Origin of the sequence: Lachnobacterium bovis (assembly GCF_900111325.1) — a bacterium.
GTDB lineage: Bacteria > Bacillota > Clostridia > Lachnospirales > Lachnospiraceae > Roseburia > Roseburia bovis_A.
Genome location: NZ_FOGW01000014.1, coordinates 1 through 22,023, shown reverse-complemented (window position 1 = coordinate 22,023; position 22,023 = coordinate 1). Strand labels below are relative to the sequence as shown.

General features: G+C 30.6%; 25 protein-coding genes. 2 read left to right on the top strand and 23 right to left on the bottom strand.

All coding sequences use genetic code 11. The features are described 5' to 3' along the window. Positions 1-15: 15 nt before the first annotated feature. The 23 genes from BMY79_RS07320 to BMY79_RS07210 all read right to left on the bottom strand — a co-directional run bounded on the left by BMY79_RS07320 (position 16) and on the right by BMY79_RS07210 (position 20,600). Positions 16-516 carry a MarR family winged helix-turn-helix transcriptional regulator gene (locus tag BMY79_RS07320; RefSeq protein WP_022749655.1) on the bottom strand — a complete coding sequence of 167 codons (501 nt, stop codon included), beginning with the start codon at positions 514-516 and terminating at the stop codon, positions 16-18. Positions 517-690: 174 nt separating this feature from the next. Continuing rightward, entirely contained in the window at positions 691-1,116 is a 426-nt protein-coding gene (gene fabZ / locus BMY79_RS07315) for a 3-hydroxyacyl-ACP dehydratase FabZ (protein ID WP_022749653.1), read from the bottom strand. Positions 1,117-1,136: 20 nt separating this feature from the next. Then, on the bottom strand, positions 1,137-2,384 hold the full coding sequence (gene fabF / locus BMY79_RS07310) for a beta-ketoacyl-ACP synthase II (RefSeq protein WP_022749652.1): 1,248 nt from the start codon (positions 2,382-2,384) through the stop codon (positions 1,137-1,139). Between the two features lie 53 nt (positions 2,385-2,437). Then, the gene (gene fabG / locus BMY79_RS07305; RefSeq protein ID WP_029067269.1) at positions 2,438-3,166 is read right to left on the bottom strand and encodes a 3-oxoacyl-[acyl-carrier-protein] reductase; all 729 of its coding nucleotides are present in this window, start codon (positions 3,164-3,166) and stop codon (positions 2,438-2,440) included. Positions 3,167-3,185: 19 nt separating this feature from the next. Beyond that, positions 3,186-4,127, bottom strand: a complete 942-nt coding sequence (gene fabD, locus BMY79_RS07300) for an ACP S-malonyltransferase (RefSeq protein ID WP_027422058.1) — start codon at positions 4,125-4,127, stop codon at positions 3,186-3,188. A gap of 14 nt (positions 4,128-4,141) precedes the next feature. Continuing rightward, complete coding sequence (locus BMY79_RS07295; RefSeq protein ID WP_074730681.1) at positions 4,142-5,218, bottom strand: NAD(P)H-dependent flavin oxidoreductase; 1,077 nt, start codon at positions 5,216-5,218, stop codon at positions 4,142-4,144. Between the two features lie 7 nt (positions 5,219-5,225). Next, positions 5,226-6,152, bottom strand: a complete 927-nt coding sequence (fabK, locus tag BMY79_RS07290; RefSeq protein WP_027422057.1) for an enoyl-[acyl-carrier-protein] reductase FabK — start codon at positions 6,150-6,152, stop codon at positions 5,226-5,228. A gap of 70 nt (positions 6,153-6,222) precedes the next feature. Further along, the gene (locus BMY79_RS07285; RefSeq protein ID WP_074730680.1) at positions 6,223-7,170 is read right to left on the bottom strand and encodes a beta-ketoacyl-ACP synthase III; all 948 of its coding nucleotides are present in this window, start codon (positions 7,168-7,170) and stop codon (positions 6,223-6,225) included. An 18-nt stretch (positions 7,171-7,188) separates the two neighbouring features. Further along, entirely contained in the window at positions 7,189-7,989 is an 801-nt protein-coding gene (accA, locus tag BMY79_RS07280; protein WP_033421358.1) for an acetyl-CoA carboxylase carboxyl transferase subunit alpha, read from the bottom strand. Positions 7,990-8,003: 14 nt separating this feature from the next. Further along, complete coding sequence (gene accD, locus BMY79_RS07275; protein ID WP_033421357.1) at positions 8,004-8,855, bottom strand: acetyl-CoA carboxylase, carboxyltransferase subunit beta; 852 nt, start codon at positions 8,853-8,855, stop codon at positions 8,004-8,006. Then, complete coding sequence (gene accC / locus BMY79_RS07270) at positions 8,855-10,204, bottom strand: acetyl-CoA carboxylase biotin carboxylase subunit (protein ID WP_027422054.1); 1,350 nt, start codon at positions 10,202-10,204, stop codon at positions 8,855-8,857. The genes accD and accC overlap by 1 nt, the downstream gene beginning before the upstream one ends. Before the next feature lie 26 nt (positions 10,205-10,230). Next, positions 10,231-10,683, bottom strand: a complete 453-nt coding sequence (accB, locus tag BMY79_RS07265; protein WP_022749643.1) for an acetyl-CoA carboxylase biotin carboxyl carrier protein — start codon at positions 10,681-10,683, stop codon at positions 10,231-10,233. Positions 10,684-10,733: 50 nt separating this feature from the next. Continuing rightward, complete coding sequence (gene acpP / locus BMY79_RS07260; protein WP_022749642.1) at positions 10,734-10,967, bottom strand: acyl carrier protein; 234 nt, start codon at positions 10,965-10,967, stop codon at positions 10,734-10,736. Between the two features lie 572 nt (positions 10,968-11,539). Beyond that, positions 11,540-12,271, bottom strand: a complete 732-nt coding sequence (locus BMY79_RS07255) for an ABC transporter ATP-binding protein (protein ID WP_022749640.1) — start codon at positions 12,269-12,271, stop codon at positions 11,540-11,542. Positions 12,272-12,277: 6 nt separating this feature from the next. Continuing rightward, positions 12,278-13,477 (bottom strand): ABC transporter permease, encoded by a 1,200-nt coding sequence (locus BMY79_RS07250; RefSeq protein ID WP_074730679.1) that lies wholly within the window; start codon positions 13,475-13,477, stop codon positions 12,278-12,280. Continuing rightward, on the bottom strand, positions 13,477-14,415 hold the full coding sequence (locus BMY79_RS07245) for an ABC transporter permease (RefSeq protein ID WP_143065828.1): 939 nt from the start codon (positions 14,413-14,415) through the stop codon (positions 13,477-13,479). Before BMY79_RS07245 ends, BMY79_RS07250 begins: the two co-directional genes overlap by 1 nt. A 302-nt stretch (positions 14,416-14,717) precedes the next feature. Next, positions 14,718-15,260 carry a histidine phosphatase family protein gene (locus BMY79_RS07240; protein WP_074730677.1) on the bottom strand — a complete coding sequence of 181 codons (543 nt, stop codon included), beginning with the start codon at positions 15,258-15,260 and terminating at the stop codon, positions 14,718-14,720. A 1-nt stretch (position 15,261) separates the two neighbouring features. Further along, positions 15,262-15,762 (bottom strand): 5-(carboxyamino)imidazole ribonucleotide mutase, encoded by a 501-nt coding sequence (gene purE / locus BMY79_RS07235; protein ID WP_022749635.1) that lies wholly within the window; start codon positions 15,760-15,762, stop codon positions 15,262-15,264. A 198-nt stretch (positions 15,763-15,960) separates the two neighbouring features. Further along, complete coding sequence (locus tag BMY79_RS07230) at positions 15,961-18,015, bottom strand: aminopeptidase (protein WP_074730676.1); 2,055 nt, start codon at positions 18,013-18,015, stop codon at positions 15,961-15,963. 16 nt (positions 18,016-18,031) lie between these two features. Continuing rightward, on the bottom strand, positions 18,032-18,355 hold the full coding sequence (locus BMY79_RS07225) for a hypothetical protein (RefSeq protein ID WP_022749633.1): 324 nt from the start codon (positions 18,353-18,355) through the stop codon (positions 18,032-18,034). Positions 18,356-18,358: 3 nt separating this feature from the next. After that, positions 18,359-18,829 carry a VanZ family protein gene (locus tag BMY79_RS07220; protein WP_022749631.1) on the bottom strand — a complete coding sequence of 157 codons (471 nt, stop codon included), beginning with the start codon at positions 18,827-18,829 and terminating at the stop codon, positions 18,359-18,361. A gap of 27 nt (positions 18,830-18,856) precedes the next feature. Next, positions 18,857-19,534, bottom strand: a complete 678-nt coding sequence (gene pyrE / locus BMY79_RS07215; RefSeq protein WP_022749630.1) for an orotate phosphoribosyltransferase — start codon at positions 19,532-19,534, stop codon at positions 18,857-18,859. Between the two features lie 106 nt (positions 19,535-19,640). Beyond that, entirely contained in the window at positions 19,641-20,600 is a 960-nt protein-coding gene (locus tag BMY79_RS07210) for a type I phosphomannose isomerase catalytic subunit (protein WP_074730675.1), read from the bottom strand. 165 nt (positions 20,601-20,765) lie between these two features. Here BMY79_RS07210 and BMY79_RS07205 point away from each other — a divergent pair, with 165 nt between their 5' ends. Together BMY79_RS07205 and BMY79_RS07200 are read left to right on the top strand one after the other, a co-directional pair. After that, positions 20,766-21,203, top strand: coding sequence for a GatB/YqeY domain-containing protein (locus BMY79_RS07205; RefSeq protein ID WP_022749628.1), 438 nt, complete (start codon positions 20,766-20,768; stop codon positions 21,201-21,203). Between the two features lie 530 nt (positions 21,204-21,733). Beyond that, positions 21,734-22,023, top strand: a 290-nt coding sequence (locus tag BMY79_RS07200) for a transposase (protein ID WP_074730674.1), incomplete at its 3' end; no start/stop codon positions are given.

Below are 22,023 nucleotides of genomic sequence, written 5' to 3'. Positions count from 1 at the left end.
AATTATAATTTTCAATTACGATCTTCTAATTTTAAGCATTTCATCAATATTAGCATTTATATATTTTGCTGGAATACGAGTCTTTTTAATTTCAGGCATTAATTCTTCGCTCATTACATTAAGAATTTTCTCCATTACTTGTAATTCTTCTGGAGTAAATCTCTTATAAACTCTTTCCATTACAGTTGTAACATAAGCATAATTCATTTCATAGTATTTCTCATACTTCTTTGTTACTTGTAAATGGAATTCTCTACGATCATGTGTTGATCTTTTCTTTTTAATATAACCTTTTTTTACTAAGTTATTAATCTTATAAGCAGCATTTGGTGATGAAATATTTGCCATTGTAGCAAACTCATTTACCGTTGGCTCTCCTAGATAATGAATAATTTCCATACAAAATGTCTCTACAGTTGTAAGCGAAGCTTCTCTGTCTTTCCATTTCTCAAAAAGATTTTGATAAAAATGCAATTTAAACTTAGAATATACATCATTAAATTCTTCTTGCAACATATTAATTCTTCCTTTTCTACTAATATTTTATATCTTCAACTAAAAAGTATAGCATCTACAAAACATATTTGCAAATGCTATCTTCAATTCTTTATAGATTTTTTGTAAATATTATGTGAAATTTTTGTAAATATATCTAAGAAGTCCTTTTTACTTATCTGTTAAAAACAATTTTTACTCTATAGCAAATGTTAACTCAGCAGATACTGCAAGCTGTCCGTCAACAAATGCTTTACATTCTCCAACACCAATTTGACCTCTTCTTTTTATAATTTTACAATTTAATTCCAAAACATCTCCAGGAATTACTTGCTTTTTGAAACGTGCATTTTTTATTCCTGCAAACAAAGCTAATTTTCCTTTATTTTCTTCTTGAGATAATATTGCTACTGCTCCTGTTTGTGCTAATGCTTCAATAATTAACACTCCTGGCATAATTTGTTTTTGTGGGAAATGTCCACAAAAATGCATTTCGTTTGCTGTCACACATTTTCTTCCTGTAGCTTCTTCTCCTGGAATGCAATCTGTTATTCTATCCACTAATAAAAATGGATATCTATGTGGAAGGATTTCCTTAATTTCATCTGATGTTAATGTCATTTTTATTACCTTTTCCTTTTTTATTTGTATTTTTTAAACACTAGACAAGCATTATGTCCACCAAAGCCAAGTGAATTTGACATTGCATAATCAACTTTAGTATTTCTACCTTCATTTGGTACGATATCTAAATCACAATCTTCATCAAAATTCTGGTAGTTAATTGTAGCTGGCACATAATCTTCTTTTACTGATAAGGCTGTAATAATAGCTTCTACAGCACCACTAGCACCTAGTAAATGTCCAGTCATAGATTTTGTAGAACTAACCATTATATCTTTAGCTTTTTCTCCAAATACTTTTTTAATTGCCATTGTTTCACACATATCATTTAGATGTGTTGAAGTTCCATGAGCATTAATGTAGTTTATTTCATCTTTATTTACTTTTGCATCTTCTAATGCTAATTCAAAACATTTTGCAGCCTGACTTCCATCGCTTAATGGTGCTGTCACATGGAATGCATCACAATTGCTTCCATATCCTGCAACTTCACAGTAAATCTTAGCGCCACGTTTTACGGCATGCTCATACTCTTCTAATACAAGAATTCCTGCACCTTCACCCATTACAAAACCACTTCTGTCTTTATCAAATGGAATTGATGCTCTGTTTGGATCTGTTGACTGATTTAGGGCCTTCATTGCTGTAAATCCACCCATACCAAGTTCTGTAATACTTGCTTCGGCTCCACCACAAACCATCATATCAGCATAGCCATCTCTAATTTGTCTAAAACTATCACCAATTGCATTTGTACCACCTGCGCATGCAGTTACAACACAACTACACATTCCGTGTAATCCATAATGAATCGCGATCTGACCTGCTGCCATATTTGAAATTACCATTGGAATAAAATGTGGAGATACTCTATCGTATCCTTTTTTTACACCTCTCGCATCCTCATTTTGGATTGTATATAAACCACCGATACCTGAAGAAACGATTACACCAACTCTTTGTGTATCAATATCCTCTTTAACTTTACCATCTTCTAACATCATAGCGTCTTCGATAGCTTCTTTAGCAGCAACTAACGCAAACTGAGTAAATCTGTCACTTTTTCTTGCTGTGTTTTTATCTAATTTCTCATTTGGATCAAAATCTTTTACTTCTGCGGCTAATTTAACTTTTCTATTTTCTGTATCATATGCTGTAATTGGAGCAATACCGCATTTTTTGGCTTTTACACCTTCCCACATGCTTTTTGTATCATTTCCTATTGGTGTAACTGCACCTATACCTGTTATTACAACTCTTCTCATTTTGCACTTCCTTATCACTTTAGATTTTTATGCTTTTTATCTTGTTTTGTCTCTTAAACCATTCCACCATCGACTAATAAAACTTGTCCTGTGATGTATCTGCTATCCTCTGAGGCAAAAAATGCAACTGCATTTGCAATATCCTCTGGCTTACCCATTTCACCAAAAGGAATAGTACTTAATATATTTTGTTTTGCTGTATCACTAAGTTTTGCTGTCATATCTGTTTCAATCATTCCTGGAGCAATTGCATTAACTCTAATTTTACGTCTTGCTAACTCTTTAGCTAATGATTTTGTCATACCAATAACACCTGCTTTAGATGCTGCATAGTTAACCTGACCTGCATTACCAACAACACCAACAACAGAACTCATATTGATGATGCTACCTTTTCTTTGTTTTAACATAACTTTTGAAACTTCTCTCATCATATAAAAAGTACCTTTTAAGTTTACATCAATTACTTTTTCAATATCTTCATCACTAATTCTCATGATTAAAGAATCTCTTGTGATTCCAGCATTGTTTACTAATACATCTATTTCATTAAAAGTTTCTAGTGTTTGCTCAACAAGTTTTGTACAGTCACTAGAACTGCTAACATCAAATTTAAAAGCTACTGCTTTTACACCTTTAGCTTCGCATAAAGAAATTGTTTCTTTTGCCTGTTCCTCATTAGAGTTATAGCTAAATGCAATATTAAATCCTCTTTCTGCAAGTTTTAAACAAACTGCTCTTCCTATTCCGCGGCTTCCACCAGTTACTAACGCTGTTGACATATCTTTCCTCCTTAGTTGTTTAAGCAACAATAGCTTCTAAATCTTGTGTTTTAGAAATACTTGTAATCTTAACTTCGACATTCATTTCTTTTGCTTTTTTCTTAACAAAGCCACTTAAAACTTTACCTGGTCCTATTTCAATAAAGTTGTCAGCACCTTGTTTGATTAATTCTTCAATATCTTTTTCAAAACGCACTGATGATTGAACTTGATTAGTTAAAAGCTCTTTAATCTCATCTCCTGACGTGTTTTGATTAATAATTTTTCCTGTAAAATTAACTGCAACTGGAAAACTTGGTGCTTTAAAAGTCACTTTTTTAAATATTTTTTCTAGTGCAACTTTAGCTTCATGCATGTATTTAGTATGAAATGGTCCACTTACATTTAAACGTACGACACGTCTTGCGCCCATTTCTTTTAAAAGTTTTTCTGTTTCTTCAACAGCATTTAAATCGCCACAAATTACATACTGTTTTGGACAATTATAATTTGCAATTGTGATATAACCAATTTCCTTTTTGCTTACTTCTTCTACAGCTTTTTCTACATCTGATACATCCATTCCAATAATTGCGCTCATTGCACATTCTTGTTTAGATGCAGCTTCTGCCATTTTTACCCCTCTATATTCTATTACCTTCAAATAATCTTGTTCTGTCATTACACCAGCTGCGTACAATGCACCATATTCTCCTAAACTTAAGCCAACTGACATATCAGGTTTGATGTTATTTTCTTCTAAAAGTTTAGTAACTCCGATTGCAAACATCGCCATAGCAGGCTGAGTATTTTGAGTAAGTGAAAGCTCCTCAAGTGGACCTTCATGCATCAACTTTTTATAATCTTTTGACAACTTTACGCCATCAATAAAATTTTTATAAGTTTCATATTTATCATAAAAATCTTTTCCCATTGAAACAAACTGACTTCCCTGGCCAGCATACATAAATACAGTTTTCATCTTTTTTCCTCTTATCAATTCAAATTATTATTACAATCTACTAATATTTCATTTATTAAGTCCTTGACTGTTACAATTTTAGAAACTCTTGAGGCGTTTTCTCCACAAAAAAACAATCCTTCTTCTCTATTACCTTTTACAGCTTCGATAAGAGCTCGACTGATACAATAAGGGATTTTATCTCCTTTTGGACAAGCTTTTAAGCAATTATTGCATCTTTTTGCAAAGAAAGTTTTGCCTTTTTCTAAATTTTGAAGAAGTGGTGTAAATACTGCTCTTGCTGGCATTCCAACAGGACTTTTTATAATTCTAATATCACTTTCTTTTGCATTTACTATCACATCTTTAAATGTTTCGCTAGCATCACACTCTTTTGTTGCAATAAATCTTGTTCCTATTTGAACCCCACTAGCTCCATTTTTAAGTGCGGTTGCCATATCCTGACCTGTAAATATTCCTCCACCTAAAAAGACATTAATTTTTCTTTTAAATTTTTCTTCATATGGTTTTATTGTTTCTAAAACTTCACTTAAAATTGTTAGATTATCTTGACACGTATGATCTTCTAATTCTTTGTTAGAAAAGCCAAGATGTCCTCCTGCTTTACTTCCTTCTATAACCATAAAATCAGGTATTGAATTATATTTTTTTGAAAAACGTTTACACAACAATTCAGCAGCTTTTTTACTAGATACTATTGGTGCATACAATGCTTTAGTATCTTTTACATATTCAGGTAAATTAAGTGGCAACCCTGCTCCTGAAATAATTGCATCTGCGCCTGATTCAATTGCACACTTTACAGTTTCTGCATAATGACTTACTGCAACCATAATGTTTACCGCAATCAAACCATTACCCTGAGATATTTCTTTAGCTCTTTGAATGTGATATTTTAGTGCTCTCATATTAGCTTCAAAAGGATTTTTTAAAAAATCACTTTCTTTATAGCCAATGTTTACTGAACTAATAACTCCCATGCAGCCTTCTTTGGCAACATTTCCAGCAAGTTCTGATAATGAGACCCCTACTCCCATTCCACCTTGAATAATTCCGTGTTTTAATAGTTTTCCATTTAAATTTAAATTCATTTTATTTCTATGCTCCTAATTTGTTTACAGTCCTTTCATAGCCTGTATACATATCTTCAAAAATTTCTTTTATTGGTTTAATTTCTTTTATTTGACCTGCAACCTGTCCTGCCATAAGTGAACCAGTTTTTACATCACCTTCAAATACTGCTCTTCTTAATGAACCTAAAGTGAATTTTTCAAGTTCCATCTTGTCAGCACCATTTTTTTCTTGTTTAATGTATTCTCTAGCCATTGAGTTTTTAATAATTCTAACTGGTGTACCTGTAATTCTTCCTGTTACAACAGTTGTATTATCCTTAGCTCTTAAGATGGCGTTTTTATATTCTGGGTGAATTGGGCATTCCTCAGAGGCTAATAAGCATGTTCCAACCTGAACACCACATGCACCTAAAGCAAAAGCTGCTGCAAGTTGTCTACCATCAGCAATACCACCTGCTGCCACTACTGGAATATTAACTGCATCTACAATCTGTGGAACAAGTGTCATAGTTGTCATTTCTCCAACATGTCCGCCACTTTCAGTTCCTTCTGCAATAATTGCATCTGCGCCTAATTTTTCCATTCTTTTTGCTAGCGCTACAGAAGCTACTACTGGTAAGACTTTGATTCCAGCAGCTTTAAAAGCTTCCATATATTTTCCTGGATTACCTGCACCTGTTGTTACGATTTTTACACCCTCTTCTACAACAACTTGAGCCATTTCATCTGCTGCTGGATGCATTAACATAAGATTTACACCGAAAGGATTATTTGTTAATTCTTTACATTTTCTAATGTTTTCTCTTAAACTATCAACTGTCATTCCTCCTGCAGCTATAAGTCCAAGTCCTCCAGCGTTTGATACTGAAGCTGCAAACTCACCTGTTGCGATATTTGCCATTCCTCCTTGGATAAAAGGATATTTTATACCTAAAATCTCATTTAATTTCATTTTATCTTCCACCTTTTCCTTCACTCAAAATTGAATACTTCTTGGGTAAAAATCAATTCATTCCTACTACTTAAGCAGTATAAATTGCACTACTCCATGTAAAGCCAGCTCCAAAAGCTACTAGCAATACTTTTTGTCCCTTTTTTATTTTATTGTTTTCATATAACTCATCTAATGCAATTGGTATTGATGCTGCCGAAGTATTGGCATATCTATCAATATTGACATAAAATTTATCTTTACTCTCTTTATGTTTATTTGCAACATGATTTATAATCCTAACATTAGCCTGATGACAAACCACATGATCTATGTCATCTAATGTCAAATTTTTCTCATCTAATGCATCTTTTATTGCTTGATCAAATGCGGTTACTGCTGCCTTAAAAACAGCTTTACCATCCATGTGTAAGTAATTATCTTTTTTACCAACACCTGTGCAATTTAATCCTTCAAAATTTCCATCTGCATAAGCTTTATGAACATACAAGCTATCATCTAATTTGATTAATGCTGCACCAGCACCATCACCGAATAATACGCAAGTTGTTCTGTCTTCGTAATTTAATATTTTAGAAATCTGCTCACTACCAATTAGCAATCCGTATTTTTTAGGGGAATTAATTAATAGTCCTCTAACAATTTCTAATCCGTACACGAAACCAGAACATGCTGCGCTAATATCAAATGCAATAATTTCATTTGAAAGTCCTAATTCTTTTGCAACCATACATGCTGTAGATGGAAAAGCATTATCACCTGTTGTCGTCGCAACAATAACTACTCCAATATCATTTTCATCTATATTTTCTTTTACTTTAGCTTTTTTTAATGCTTCTTTTGCTGCACCACATGCTAAAAATGTATTACTTTCTTCTTCACATTTATGACGCATTTTAATTCCAGTTCTTGTGTAAATCCATTCATCTGATGTATCTACAAAAGTACTTAATGTATCGTTATCTATTACTTTTTCTGGTAAACATCTTCCTGTAGAAACTATATTTATACCTTTCAACTACAATTTCCTACCCTTCTATTCTTTTATAACTTTTAACGCTTTTTTCTTTTCATCTATATTTCTAAACTTTAAATATCTATTTTCTATTAACGTATTTTGACTGAGTTTTTGAAGAGAAGATATTTCTTTTTGCAATTTTTTGTCTATGACTTTAAACATATTTCTATCTTCAGCAATAACATCATCAATAAGTCCAAAATCATAAAGTTCCTTAGCCGTAATTTTCATGACTTCACTAGCCTTTGGTGCAAGTGAACCATCTTTCCATAGGATAGATGCAAAACCTTCTGGAGATAGAACTGCAAAAATTGAATTTTCTAACATCCAAATTTTATCTGCGACACTAAGCGCAAGTGCACCACCGCTGTTTCCTTCACCAGTTATTATTGCAATAATTGGAACTTTCAAACTAGACATAAGCGCCATACTTTCAGCAATAGCATTAGCCTGTCCATGTTCTTCTGCTTCTTTTCCTGGATAAGCTCCTGGTGTATCTATAAAAGTAATTATTGGTCTATGAAATCTTTCAGCTTCCTTCATAAGACGCATACCTTTTCTATATCCCTCTGGAGAACACATTCCAAAGTTAAATCTCATGCTTTCCTCAAGACTTTTTCCTTTTCTTTGACCAATTATTGTTACTGGAGTTCCGTGAAACATTGCAATTCCACCAAGAATACTCTCATCATCACCTGATAATCTATCACCTTTTAATTCGATAAAATCATCAAATAATTCTTCAATGTATTTTGAGACTTGTGGTCTTTTTTTATCTCTTGCAATAAGAACTCTGTCATATGTTGTAAGTTCTTTCATCTTTTTTCAACCTCTCATGGCAAATAATTATGCATGACCAAAATTCTATGTATAGTTTCTTTTAAATCTTGTCTTTCAACTATCATATCTAACATTCCGCTCTTTAATAAAAATTCAGAATGTTGGAATCCTTCTGGTAACTTTTCTCCAATTGTCTGTTCAATAACCCTTGGTCCTGCAAAACAAATCAATGCATCCGGTTCTGCAATCAAAATATTTCCAAGTGCTGCAAAACTGGCAGAAACTCCACCCGTTGTTGGATTTGTATATACTGATAAAAATAATCCACCATTTTCTTTAAATTTTTCAATCACTGTTGATGTCTTTGCCATTTGCATCAAAGAAAACATTCCCTCTTGCATTCTTGCACCACCACTGGCACTAAAAATGATAAGTGGTAAATTATGTTTGCCTGCAACTTCTGTTATAGCAGAAATTCTTTCTCCAACGACAGTACCCATGCTTCCCATCATAAACTGAGATTCCATAACTGCTATAGCACATTTGATTCCATTAATTTTACAAACACCTGTTATAACAGCTTCATCACGTTTTGATCTATTTTTATTTTTTTCAATTACTTTGTCATAATCTAAAAAATCGATAGGGTTTACTGAATACATGCCTTTTAAATGTTCTTTAAATGTCTTTTCATCTGCGATAGAACGGATTCTATCTTCAGCAGACATTGAAAAATATTTATTACAATCTGGACAAATCATAAAATTTTTCTTTAAAACACTTTTTGCAAATTGACCATGGCATCTTTTACATTCTAAAGTTTCCTCTACGTCAACTTTTCTTCTTGTACGTCTTAACTTATCAAGTCTATTTTTTTTATTTTTAAAAATATCTGATATTTCCATTAATCAACACCCTCATTAAGCCATTTCATTATCTCTTCATTGTTTTTTTCGTAAAAGCCAGTATTGTAATTTCCACTAATAAAACTTGGATGGAATGTCAAAATATGCATATACTCTGCATTTGTTTTAATTCCCTCAATCACTAATTCTTCAAGTGCTCTTCTCATTCGTTTTATTGCTTCTAATCTTGATTGACCTTTAACAATTATTTTTGCAATCATAGAATCATATACAGGCGATACCTTACATCCTGAATACAAATAACTTTCTACCCTTACTCCATATCCTGCTGGAAAATGTACAAACTTAACTGTACCTGGTGTAAGAGCATTAATTCTACACTCAATACCATGACCTGCTATCTCTATATCTTCTTGGGTATAACTTAATTTCATTCCTGCTGCAATTCTAATTTGCTCTTTGATAATATCTACACCTGTTACGACTTCTGTAACTGGATGTTCAACTTGAACTCTTGTGTTCATTTCAATGAAATAGTAATTGCCTTTCTCATCTAAAACAAACTCAACTGTACCAGCGCTGTAATAATTACAAGCTTTTGCAGCTTTTAAAGCAACTTGTCCCATTTCATGTCTTAATTTATCATCTAAAACCCATGATGGTGATTCTTCAAGAAGTTTTTGATTATTTCTTTGAATTGAACAATCTCTTTCCCCTAAATAAACCATGTTGCCATATTTGTCTGCTAAGATTTGAACTTCAATATGATGTGGATTAACTATTAATTTTTCTACATACATATCACCGTTGTTAAATGCCGCTAAAGTTTCTGCTTTTGCCGTTTCATAAGCCGACTTGATTTCATCTGGTGAAAAAGCCTTTCGCATTCCTTTACCGCCACCGCCTGCAGATGCCTTTATCAATACTGGATATCCGATTTCATCAGCAATTTTACTTGCTTCTTCCCAAGTATTAACCAAGCTCTTTGAACCTGGTACAACCGGTACCCCATTTTTTATCATTAACTTTCTGGCATTTTGTTTATCTCCCATACCATTTATGATAAATGAATTAGGTCCAATAAAATTAATACCATTATCTTCACATTTTTGTGCGAACTCTGCATTTTCTGATAAAAAACCATATCCTGGGTGGATAGCATCAGCTTCTGTCAACTTTGCAGTCTCTATTAATACATCTTCATTTAAATAACTATCTTTTGATTTTGCTGGACCGATACAGACCGCTTTTGTTGCGAGAATAACGGGAAGAGAATCCTTATCCTCTGTCGAATAAACGACTACTGTTTCAATTCCCATTTCTCTACAACATCTAATAATTCTTAAAGCAATCTCACCACGGTTTGCAATTAAAATTCTTTTAAACATTTTTCCTCCATGTAAGATTTGCTAAATTATTGTTGGTAATGTAAAAGTGGTTGATCGAATTCTACCATTTTTCCATCTTCTACATCAATCGAAGTAACAACACCATCTTCTGTTGCTACGATATCATTCATCATTTTCATTGCCTCAATAATACCGATTACATCACCTTTTTTAATCTTTTGACCAATCATAACAAATGGTTTTTCGCCAGGAGCAGATGCTCTATAAAAAGTACCTACTAAAGGAGCTTTGATAGCTTTATCATTACTAGTTTCAACCTTCTTGCTAGATGATGTATCTACATCAACTGTTATTGATTTAGTAGCTGATGAATCATTGCTAATTGGCATTGTTTGTACAATAGTATTTTTTGGCTCTTTTTTTATCGAAACACTAAAATCTCCATTGCTATATTCAAACTCACTAATTTTTGATGTTTCTATTTTTTCAATAAGCTCATAAATTTCAGAAGTTTTCATGTTGTCCTCTTTTCTTTTACTAGTTCCTACTAGTTATTAATTGCAATTAATTATGCTGCAACGTGAGCATCAATATAATCTACGATATCTTTAACTGTAACGAATTTCATAAGTTCTTCATCATCAATTGTAATTTCAAAAGCTTCTTCAAGAGCCATGTTAAGTTCTACTGCGTCTAATGAATCTAAGTTCAAGTTCTCTTTTAAATTAGACTCTAATTTGATTTCCTCTGGGTTTAAATTAACTGTTTCTACGATAACGTCTCTTACTTTTTCAAAATTCATTTTTTGTTCTCCATTCTTCTTTAAATTTTATTAAATTAAGTTTTTTTATTAAATTAGTTTAGATGGTAAACCACTTTCGATAAAATGTCAAGTCTATTATTAAAATTCTTTAGTATTCTTTTTTTGCTTTATTATTTTAAACAATTATTAATTTTTATAATTACGTTTCCTGCAAAGCCTTATTTTTAGGCATTTTTATATTTTTAAAAAAATAAAGAAATATAAATATTTCCTATATTTTTTTATGTATAATTTTAAATTTCTTTAATTTTATATTTTTTATTTCATTTTTTTATCAAATAAAGTTTTTTATTGTCATAGTTTCCACTTTCCATTGTTAATCATTTGACTTTTTGTGATATTTTTTAAATAGGATTTGAAATAATAAAAAACCACGTATTCTGTTCGTTTCCTTAACTATATATAAAAACATAAAAAATAAAAAAGGTAACTCTTTGCTAAAATGAGGTGATTCCTCAAATAACAAAAAGCTACCTTTTTGTATATAATTTAAAATAATTAACACTCACCGTATATATCCATAAGCCTAATTTTTTCTGATATTATTGCATTTATTCATCGCTTTCAATGTGTCCATCCTCCATTTTGATTTTTCTATAGCACATATTTATGCAATTCATATCATGGCTAACTAATATAACTGTCGTGTTAAACTGTTTATTTAATTGCAAAAACAATTCCATTATCTTTTGTGTGTTTTTGCTATCTAATGCACCTGTTGGTTCATCGGCTATTAAAATATCAGGTTCGTTTACAATAGCTCTAGCAATTGCAATTCTTTGTTTTTCGCCACCAGACATTAATTTTATTTTTTTGTTTATATATTTTTTCATTCCGACTTTATCGAGTGCCTCAACTATTTTACTTCTTATGTTGACAAAGGAAACACTTTTGTCAAAAAGTAAAGTAAGTGCAACATTGTCGTAAACTGTCATTTCTTCAATTAAAGAAAAATCCTGAACTACAAAACCAATTTTTTTATTGCGAATATAAGCTTTTTGATCTGAAGATAAATTCTCAATATTGATATCTTCCATGAGTACATGGCCGGTAAAATCATTATCAAAACATCCAATAATATTTAATAAACTAGTTTTTCCAGCACCAGATTCTCCATAGATTCCTACCATCTCGCTTTCATAAAAGTCTACAGAAACATCATCTAAAATCGTTGTTCCGTTGCTGATTTTTTTTATATTTTTTAATGACAATATTTTTTTTCTTCTATCATGCTCTTGTTTTTGCCTAAGATATTGCTTCTGATTTATATTCCTAATGTTCATCGTATACTATTCCTTCCCAGTCAAATTAATTGTTTTTATCTTATGCGAAATAATCAAACTTGAAATTAACAGCTCTAATAATATTATTACTAGCATTATTATGTTAAATTGAAATCTACGTTCTAAAGAAAATATTTCACCAAATAGATATATAAAAGCCGTTGTAATTATTTCAGGTAAAGCAATAAATCGTATTGTATCCACTAAATATATTCTTCTTATGTCCGAATCTTTCGCACCGACTCTTTTGTAAATTAATATTTTTTCTTTCTCCTTATTAATCAAATTTACAAAATAGCCAAAAATTCCAATTATCTGTATAGCAAAAAGACTTATAGCAAGCTCCAACAAAGATTTTAATGTATCAAGTTCGTCTTTTAATATTTGATGATTATAATAAAAAGTTGAATCATTTTCTTCCCGGTTCTTCCCTTTCCAAAAATTCTTCAAAGCTTTTTGAGATCCTTTTATCTGACAAGACACATATGTCACATAATCAGAAGTATAGGTTTCCATAGTTTCGGGAAAATTTAATTGATTTTTGTCATCTAGAATTATCATTCCGTTGTTGCATTCATCGACAAAGTTTTTTTGAAAAATAAAATCATTTTTTAATATTCCTATAATTCTAACATTTACTTTTTTTCCATTCCCCAAAGTAATCTTATAAGAATGATTCAATTTATATTCAAACAACATTTCTCTTGAAACAATAGCCTGAAATTCATTTATTGAGTCATAAGAATTTTGCTCCTTATTAGTATTAAACCACTTTCCAAATAATAAATCATATTTTATATACTTTGCAAAATTTGAATCCATTTTATAAGCAAAATATTGTTTTTTGGTTCCAGTTATTGGTATTCGAAAATAACATTTACTGATAAATTCGACTTTATCGTTTCCTTTAGATTGGTCTTTAAGAAACATCTTTAAATACTTTTCTGAACTACTAGCTTTTTGTGTACTTTTATATAACTTTTTCTTGTCCACCTCCTTTATAGGACAGCTAATACAAGAAATATTATTTTTTGCTAATTGATAATATATTTTTTTTTCATTGTAGGAAGTATAAACTTTTGAAAAAATTACAGAAACAGCTATTGTAATTACAACCGTTAATGATAATAAAATCCAGAGTGCTATTCTATTCACTTTCATATAATTTTTATTTATATAAACATATCTTTTATAAGTATTTAACATTACAAATTAGCACTCCTTAATAAAAATATTATCAACATCAGAACAGTTGCAAAATATGCATTTACAACTGTTCTAATAATTATTTGGGTTTTTCTGTCGATTCCAAGTCTAAAGTATATTCTATTAATTGTCTCATTTTGTCGTTTGAACATTTTAACAATATATAGTAAATTTACAATTGACGCGGCAACAGTAATAATGACAAAAACTGAAACCACCAAAAATGTTCTTCCATACTCCAAAGAAGTGTCACTATAATTATTCATAACAGTCTCAATTTCCGAATTATTGTTTAAATATTTCCTCACAATTTTTTCTACATCATGATATACCTTTTTATAATATTTTGTAGATTTAATAGTTGCTCTAGCATAATCAATACTACAGTTTTGAAGGGTGAAATTATATGGAATAATTATTTTTTCTTCCGAAGTGTACAAATCAGCAATTCCTACTATTCTATATTTTACAGAATATATGTTGATTGTATCTTTTTTGCCAATTGCATCCCAAACATATTTATCAACTATCGCTATATGTTCCTCAGATTTGATTTCTTTTTCCGTAAATATTCGTCCTGAGATAAGTTTGTTTTCTAAATTGGGATTTAATTTATTATATTTTGCAGAAAAATACGGTCTAACAGAAAGAGATTGATCATTTTCATTGTCACTTTCAAAATCCAATTCAATTGAATCAAAATTAATTTTTTTTACCAAAAGCAAGTCTTTAAAAAAATCTGTAGTATCTTTTATATCACTTATATCCCATAAATTGATGTAGCGATTATCTTCAGCTATTTCAGCAGTTGCCCCTTTATATGTTCTAATACTATATTTTACACAAAAAAAAAGTGCAATAACATTAAGTATTATAATCATATATGATAAATAATTTCTCCTTATATCAAATTGAACTAGTCTAAGTATTTTTCGCATACATAACTCCCTTTGCCTAATCTATTTCAGTCTCCTTAAAGTATAATATTTATAAAATTAATTTTATATATAAATGCATTCAAGGAGTATTATATTATATTATGCAATATTTTTTGAAAAAGTTTTCATTTAAGTTGGAAAATTTAAGATTAAATTATTAAACCTTCAAGAAAGGGAAATTTAGAATAATTGAATCATTGAATAATGATAACGATGTTTATTACTGACCATGGAAAATCCATGGTCAGATAAAAATATAGTAACTATTAATTAATCTAGCTTTACAAATTTTCGTGAATTATTTACTCAAAATCATATTTTACAACCTGAGCATTCTTTATACCAAATGAAGCATATTCTTCGTTTGTCATCTCACAAAAATATGAATTAACCATTCTTGCTATTCCATTATGAGCAACTAAAAGATACGTTTTATCATCCGATTTTTCTTTCACTTCGTCTAATAGATTATAAATTCTTTGAGCCAACTGTAACATAGACTCTCCTCCACAATATCTATCTGCGAAGTTTGCTTTAGACTTTTTGAATTCTATTCCATCTCTAGCAGTTCCCTCATATTTTCCAAAATTCTGCTCGATTAATCTCTTTTCTTCCCTTGCTGGAATTCCTGTTATCTCAGAAATTATAAGTGCTGTATCTCTTGCTCTTGAAAGTGGGGAATATAAAATCTGATCAATTTTTATTCCACTTTCTAATATCTTTTTTCCAGTTTCAGCTGCCTGTTGTTTTCCAATTTCTGTTAACTCGCTATCTGTCGCACCACAAATCTTATTTTCAACATTCCAAACTGTTTGTCCATGTCTAACAAAATAAACTGATTTCATATTAGTAATTTTGATAACCTACTTCTTGTAATCTTGCATCTTTAGCTTCTACTTGTTCTTTTAATTCAGCTGCGTATGCTTTAACTTTTTCTAACAAACAATTATTAGATGTTGCAAGGATCTTAGCAGCTAAAATACCTGCATTTTTTCCTCCATTGATAGCTACAGTTGCAACAGGGATTCCTGAAGGCATTTGAACGATGCTATATAATGAATCTCTTCCCCCTAAAGATGTTGTGTGCATTGGTATACCGATTACAGGCATTGGGAAAATTGCTGCGCACATTCCTGGTAAATGAGCGGCCATTCCTGCACCTGCTATAATTACTTTAAAACCTTTTTCTTCTGCTGTTTTTGCATAATCAAAGAAGACATCTGGTTCTCTATGTGCAGATATAATCTTCATTTCATATGAAATACCAAATTTGTCTAAAATTGCTGCGGCTTGTGACATTACAGGCATATCAGAGTCACTGCCCATTACTATTCCTACTTGTGCCATTTTATTATTCCTCCTAAAACGCTCGAATAATTTTTAATTAATATCATATACTAATTTATATCCTAGTACATTTATATCCTAGTACATTTATATCATATACTAATTTATATCCTAGTACATTTATATCATATACTAATTTATGTTATATTAAAAATTAGAATTACTTATAATTTCTATAAGTTTATTACTAGAATTTTCCTACTCAGTCATTCTATCCATTTCATCTAATGGTTCGTTTAATTTTAAAGTTCCTGGCACAACAAAACGACCATCGACAATTATATCTTTTGATTCTCCTGATTTAGTAATAACGCTTATTCTTCCTAGTTCGTTATATGGAATTGTTATATCTGTATGACAGTTGAAATATGCCTTTGAATAATCTTCTTTTCTTAAAATAGATATCTCATTATCTCTAGCAACAATAGCCTTCTTATCTGGATTATAAGTCATATTATCCTCATCATAGCTATAACAAGTATCACCTACTGCAAAGTGTGGACCTGTCTTTTCAGCTATAAGAATTGGCATTTTATCAGCGATTTTATACGTATCTGCCATCTTATAAGCAACAGTATTAGTTCCTATAGCAAACTCACCCATTGGAAGTGTCTCATGATTCATCAAAATATTGTCTTTGATATATTTTTTATTATCTTCTTCTGATTCAAAGTTAGTACATGTGTAATTTTCAATCATACCATCTTTAAAATCAATCTCTAAGTTAATAAAATTCAATCCGTTTAAATACACCTGACTAACATGTAATTTACCTGTTGTTTCTTTTAATACTGGACTTGTAAACACCTCTCCAACTGGAATATTAACATCAGCAACACAGTTTTCAAAAATAGTTTCCTTAGTAGGATCATTTAATTTATATAGATTTACATATAAATCAGTTTTGTTGCCATTTTTACCTACAATATGTGCTTTATCACCTGTATCTAATACATCAATTATCTTCTGCTGCATATCCTTGTAGAAATTATAATCAAGTGTATTTAATTTTACAGTTTCTGCAAATATTTCTTTATATTTTTCACCTATAGATGGGATTGGATACGCAATAATTGTAAAACTTCTTTCCTCACCAACAATATATTTGTTTACTATCTGAGAAGATTCACTTTTATTGTAAACCGATAATTTCTGTTGTTTATCGCTTAGTTTAACATTTTCTTCCTTTGTTATAGGAGAAAATGGTTCTTCACCAAACACTTCAATTACAGCTGGTCCAGCATATCCTCTTGCCTGTGTTTTTTTCTTTTCAAAAGCACATCTATAACTTTCTAAGCCTCTTTCAACAATTGCTTTATCTAAAATTAGACCAGCATCTTCTCTATGATCATAATCAAATTGTTTGTTAGCTGAAGTTGAAAATGGTTTTAAAATTGGTTTCAAATTTAATTTTTCGAAATTGCTTATCGCTGCTGCAACCATTCTTTCAAAGCCAATAGGATATCTAATTTCAACTTTGTCTTTAATCGTTAAGTCTTTACCTGTAACTTCAAATCCAATTCTATATCCTTCTGTGTAAGTATTTGCCATCTTTTGGATTTCTTCATCTGAAAAAGTTTCCAAATATTTTGCACTCTCGATTTCATCGTTGCTTATAAAAAAACCATATCTATATAAGTAATCAATTCCATCTTTTGCCGAATCAATAAGCGTTCTGTAATAGTCATATTCAGGGTCAATTAACTTATTAACTCTATCTTCCATCACGACTTCGATATAATCGTGTTTAAACCAATAATATGAATCTTTGATAGCTTTATAAGTAAATCCTTCTTCATCTTGCATAGTTGTATAAATTTCAAGTATCAATTCCTGATAAATACATAAAAATGTATAATCACCCTGGAATACAGATGGAATACATCTAATTACAGATGCATAAATTGCGGAAAACATCTGTCCAAAATCTTTTCCTAGTTTTTTAACTGCAAATGTAGGATTTGCAAAACTTGATTCATAATTTTCTTTTGTTATTTCATTAAAAAGACTTTTATTTAATTTTTCCCCATCTTCAAGTGATAATGAAAGTAATTTACCCTCTTTTTCCATCTCCAAAACATCTTGGAGTTTTACTAAATATTTTGAAATTTTAACAAAAAAAGAAGCATACTTTTCTTCAATTGATAATTCCGCTTCTTTCATGTTAGAGATAGTTCTTATTCTTTCAGAAACTATTTCATATCTTTCTTTGATATTTTCATTATTTTCTCTATATAATTCTTTATAGCTCATATGTCTCTCCTTTTCTTTATAAGAAAAATCCTAATCCATATGTACCGCCCCAACATAGTAAGGCAAGAAGTGATAATGCCAATGAAATTCTAGGTATAATTTTTATTACATCATCTTCAAAAAAACTCTTAATTGATAAATATAGCGAAAAAAATGTTGCTAAAAACGCTAATACACCCATACTTCCAAAATATGTAGATAGTTGTCCTTTTGATTTAAATGAAACATAAATAAATGCACCAAAAAGAACCAATAAAATAAACGACAATCCTAACGAAAGCATTGCATTTTTAGATTGTTTTTTTATTGTAATTTTAAACTTTTTACGTTTATTGGTCATAATCTATTCCTTCCTTTGTAGCAGCCTTTGAATTTTTCTTATAATTACATATATTTTAAACAAAATAACACCAGTAAATGTTCCAGTAGTATTAAGTATTATATCATCAACATCGAAACTTCCAATTTGATATTTTGCTTGTAGTAATTCAACGCCGAGACTAAAAAACATCCCGGCGAAAATTACTAAAATTACATTTGAAAATTTTTTATTAATTTCCGGAAGGAAAAAACCAAATGGAATAAATGCTACAATATTTCCTATTATGTTTAATATCACGTTTCGCATGCCGATTTGATGTCTATATGTATAAAAACGATATATTTCTTTAAAAGGCTTAATATTATAACTAAAATGTCTATTTGTTCTTCCCATTGATTCTGCGAAAAACAATAAGTAGAACAACACCAATAAATACACGACAAAAACTAGCATAGCTATATAATGCCGTCTACTTTTTTTTGTTTTTCTCATTCATTTTCCTCCACTTTATCTAAAAAACTATTTGTAACCGTATTTTTTATAATATTCATCTATTGCAGCTTTTGTGTTATCATCAATAACTACTTTTCCTTGACATTCTTTATTGTATAAATGTTCAGTTACTTCTTCCATTGTTACAATTGCATGAGCTGGAAAGCCGTATTTATCCTGGATTTCATCTAATGCGCCCTTAACTCCGCCAAGACCTACTTCCATTCTATTTAAAGAAACCATAAGTCCTTTAATCTCAACATCGCCTTGAGCTTGAATAATAGGAAATGTCTCCTCAATTGATTTACCAGATGTTGTTACATCTTCAATAATAACAACTCTGTCTCCATCGTGAATATCACTTCCTAATAAGATTCCTGTATCACCGTGATCTTTTATTTCTTTTCTATTTGAGCAATAACGAATCTCTTTTCCATATAATTTAGAAAATGCAATTGTTGTTGCAACTGATAATGGAATTCCCTTATATGCTGGTCCAAATAAAACGTCAAAATCATCACCAAAATTTTCATGAATTGCTTTAGCGTAATACTCACCTAACTTCATTAACTGTGTACCTGTTACGTAAGCTCCTGCATTCATAAAAAATGGGGATTTTCTACCACTTTTTAATGTAAAATCTCCAAATTTTAAAACGTTACATTCTACCATAAATTCAATAAACTCTTTCTTATAGCTTTCCATCATAATTCCTCCTGGTAAAAATTCTTAAAACATTTTAAGTCTACCATAAAATAGTAAAATATACAACTTTTGCACATACTAGCTATCTTTTTTTCTTAAATAAAACCTATACAGTTGCTGATAAAGCCTCGAAGTTTCCTACTACATTTAGGTTTTTTACGCCATTAGGCACTAACATACAATCACCCTTTTTAATGGCAATACCATTAATACTTCCGCTTCCTTCTGTTACAAGAAGTGTTAAAAATGGATATTCTTGTGATATTTTTTTAGGTGTTGTTGTATTCACATTTAATCTGAAGACTGTATATCTGTCACATTTAAAAATTTCATTTAAATTGTTTTCTTCACACATATTTTCGATTTCGTCTGCCCTAATAACACAATCTTTTACATCAGCAGCAGGCACTTTAATAACATCTATACTTTGCTTTATGTGTAACTGTCTTTTTTGTCCATTTGATAATCTGTCGTAATCATACACTCTATATGTAATGTCGCTGTTCTGTTGTGTTTCAAGAATTAAAGTTCCACCTTTTATAGCATGAACTGTTCCTGGATCTATCTGTATAAAATCACCCTTGTGAATTGGAATTTCTCTTATAAAATCGCTCCATTTTCCTTCTTCTATCATAGTTTTTAATTCATCTTTTGTCTTTGCATTATGACCTACAACGATTGTAGCATCCTCATCACAATCTAAGATATACCAACATTCCTTTTTACCTAGTGAATGATTTTCATTTTCATCAGCATATTTATCATCTGGATGAACTTGAATACTTAAATCATCTTTTGCATCAATTATTTTTATTAATAGTGGAAATCTATCAGAATCAATATTTCCAAATACTTCTGGATGCTGTACATATAAATCTTTTAAAGACAATCCCTTATATTTACCATTTTTAACTACACTTGCGTACTCATTATATGCTGAAATTCCCCAACATTCACCAACATCATCGCCTGGCTCATCAAAATTAAATAATTCTCTGATTCTTGTTCCTCCCCAGATGTTATGTGTGCACTTTGAATCTAAAGCTAAAATTTCTCTATTACTCATTTTTTAATTCTCCTTTAATAATTAATAATTACCTTTTTATTTTAAAACTTTTGTGATTTTTGTAAACCTTTATTTTGGAAAACTCACAAATACTGTACTTTATTTTCCCCATGTGCTAGAATATTTATTGTTAATTTAAAATCAACTTCATAAGGAGGAAAAATAATGAAATTCGAAGAATTAAGAGCTGAAATGATTAAAGCTATGAAAGCTCGTGACAAAAAAAGAAAAGAAGTAATTTCTTCTTTAATTTCTGCTTCAAAGAAAATTGCTATTGATGAAGGAACTAGAGATGAAATTAGTGATGAGCAAGTAAATCGCGCTATCAGTAAAGAATTACGTATGGCAAAAGAGCAGTTAGAAGGTTGCCCTGCTGAACGTGAAGATTTAAAAGAAGAATACAGCTTTATTGTATCTGTAATCGAAGAATTTGCACCAAAAATGTTAAGCCAAGAAGAAATCGAAGCTTTCTTAAATGAAAACTTTGCAGAAATCCTTGCAACAAAAAACAAAGGTCAAATTATGAAAAACGTTATGCCTGCATTAAAAGGTAAAGCTGATGGTAAAGATATCCAACAGGTAGTTTCAAAACTTATCGGTTAATTAATTAGCTGTTAACTAATAAAAAAGTTGAAGTTCGAAGAAATATTTGTTGTAAATATGAATCTTCGTTCCTCAACTTTTTTATTTTATATTGTTGTTGGGAATATTTTTACTACATTATAATAAAAACTTTGTTTACAGTACTTTCCACTTTGGTTCAATTAAATTCTTTAATACATTTTCTGTAAAGAGTAAATAATCTTTACATTCCATTTTGGTTCAATTAAAAACCTCATATCATAGTAACACATAAAAATTCTAATTTCAACTTATCTTTTAAAGTTAAAAATTAATCAAGATTTTCAAAACACTTTACTCTTCACTTTGGCTCAATTACTGCCTAAAATGACTAGCTTAACTTTACATTCCACTTTGGTTCAATTAATACTAAAAACCTAATGAAATTATCGTTAATCCAAATTTCCTTTACATTCCACTTTGGTTCAATTAGTGTTAGTATGTAAATAGTACAAAACAAAATGAGACATTCCCTTTGAAGTATTATATAATCATCAATAGGAGGGCTCATTATGTCACGCAAAAAAACTCAACACACAAAGCAATTTAAACTGGATGCTGTCAACTATCGCAAAGAACATCCCGATCTAACCCAGGCTGAAGCAGCCAAAAATCTTGGTATTGGTATCAGCACATTAGCACGCTGGGAGGCCCAGTTCAGAGATCACGATGGGGATATCCCTGTCAGAGGATCTGGCAATTACGAGTCTGACGAAGCGAAAGAAATAGCTCGTCTCAAACGCGAACTTCGTGATGCTCAAGATGCGCTTGATGTGTTAAAAAAAGCCATCGGCATTCTGGG

Bases quoted from the DNA above. Each gene is read 5' to 3' on its own strand.
- BMY79_RS07320 (WP_022749655.1), bottom strand. From the start codon at position 516: ATGTTGCAAGAAGAATTTAATGATGTATATTCTAAGTTTAAATTGCAT.
- fabZ (WP_022749653.1), bottom strand. From the start codon at position 1,116: ATGACATTAACATCAGATGAAATTAAGGAAATCCTTCCACATAGATAT.
- fabF (WP_022749652.1), bottom strand. From the start codon at position 2,384: ATGAGAAGAGTTGTAATAACAGGTATAGGTGCAGTTACACCAATAGGA.
- fabG (WP_029067269.1), bottom strand. From the start codon at position 3,166: ATGTCAACAGCGTTAGTAACTGGTGGAAGCCGCGGAATAGGAAGAGCA.
- fabD (WP_027422058.1), bottom strand. From the start codon at position 4,127: ATGAAAACTGTATTTATGTATGCTGGCCAGGGAAGTCAGTTTGTTTCA.
- BMY79_RS07295 (WP_074730681.1), bottom strand. From the start codon at position 5,218: ATGAATTTAAATTTAAATGGAAAACTATTAAAACACGGAATTATTCAA.
- fabK (WP_027422057.1), bottom strand. From the start codon at position 6,152: ATGAAATTAAATGAGATTTTAGGTATAAAATATCCTTTTATCCAAGGA.
- accA (WP_033421358.1), bottom strand. From the start codon at position 7,989: ATGAAAGAACTTACAACATATGACAGAGTTCTTATTGCAAGAGATAAA.
- accD (WP_033421357.1), bottom strand. From the start codon at position 8,855: ATGGAAATATCAGATATTTTTAAAAATAAAAAAAATAGACTTGATAAG.
- accC (WP_027422054.1), bottom strand. From the start codon at position 10,204: ATGTTTAAAAGAATTTTAATTGCAAACCGTGGTGAGATTGCTTTAAGA.
- accB (WP_022749643.1), bottom strand. From the start codon at position 10,683: ATGAAAACTTCTGAAATTTATGAGCTTATTGAAAAAATAGAAACATCA.
- acpP (WP_022749642.1), bottom strand. From the start codon at position 10,967: ATGAATTTTGAAAAAGTAAGAGACGTTATCGTAGAAACAGTTAATTTA.
- BMY79_RS07255 (WP_022749640.1), bottom strand. From the start codon at position 12,271: ATGAACATTAGGAATATAAATCAGAAGCAATATCTTAGGCAAAAACAA.
- BMY79_RS07250 (WP_074730679.1), bottom strand. From the start codon at position 13,477: ATGTTAAATACTTATAAAAGATATGTTTATATAAATAAAAATTATATG.
- BMY79_RS07245 (WP_143065828.1), bottom strand. From the start codon at position 14,415: ATGCGAAAAATACTTAGACTAGTTCAATTTGATATAAGGAGAAATTAT.
- BMY79_RS07240 (WP_074730677.1), bottom strand. From the start codon at position 15,260: ATGAAATCAGTTTATTTTGTTAGACATGGACAAACAGTTTGGAATGTT.
- purE (WP_022749635.1), bottom strand. From the start codon at position 15,762: ATGGCACAAGTAGGAATAGTAATGGGCAGTGACTCTGATATGCCTGTA.
- BMY79_RS07230 (WP_074730676.1), bottom strand. From the start codon at position 18,015: ATGAGCTATAAAGAATTATATAGAGAAAATAATGAAAATATCAAAGAA.
- BMY79_RS07225 (WP_022749633.1), bottom strand. From the start codon at position 18,355: ATGACCAATAAACGTAAAAAGTTTAAAATTACAATAAAAAAACAATCT.
- BMY79_RS07220 (WP_022749631.1), bottom strand. From the start codon at position 18,829: ATGAGAAAAACAAAAAAAAGTAGACGGCATTATATAGCTATGCTAGTT.
- pyrE (WP_022749630.1), bottom strand. From the start codon at position 19,534: ATGGAAAGCTATAAGAAAGAGTTTATTGAATTTATGGTAGAATGTAAC.
- BMY79_RS07210 (WP_074730675.1), bottom strand. From the start codon at position 20,600: ATGAGTAATAGAGAAATTTTAGCTTTAGATTCAAAGTGCACACATAAC.
- BMY79_RS07205 (WP_022749628.1), top strand. From the start codon at position 20,766: ATGAAATTCGAAGAATTAAGAGCTGAAATGATTAAAGCTATGAAAGCT.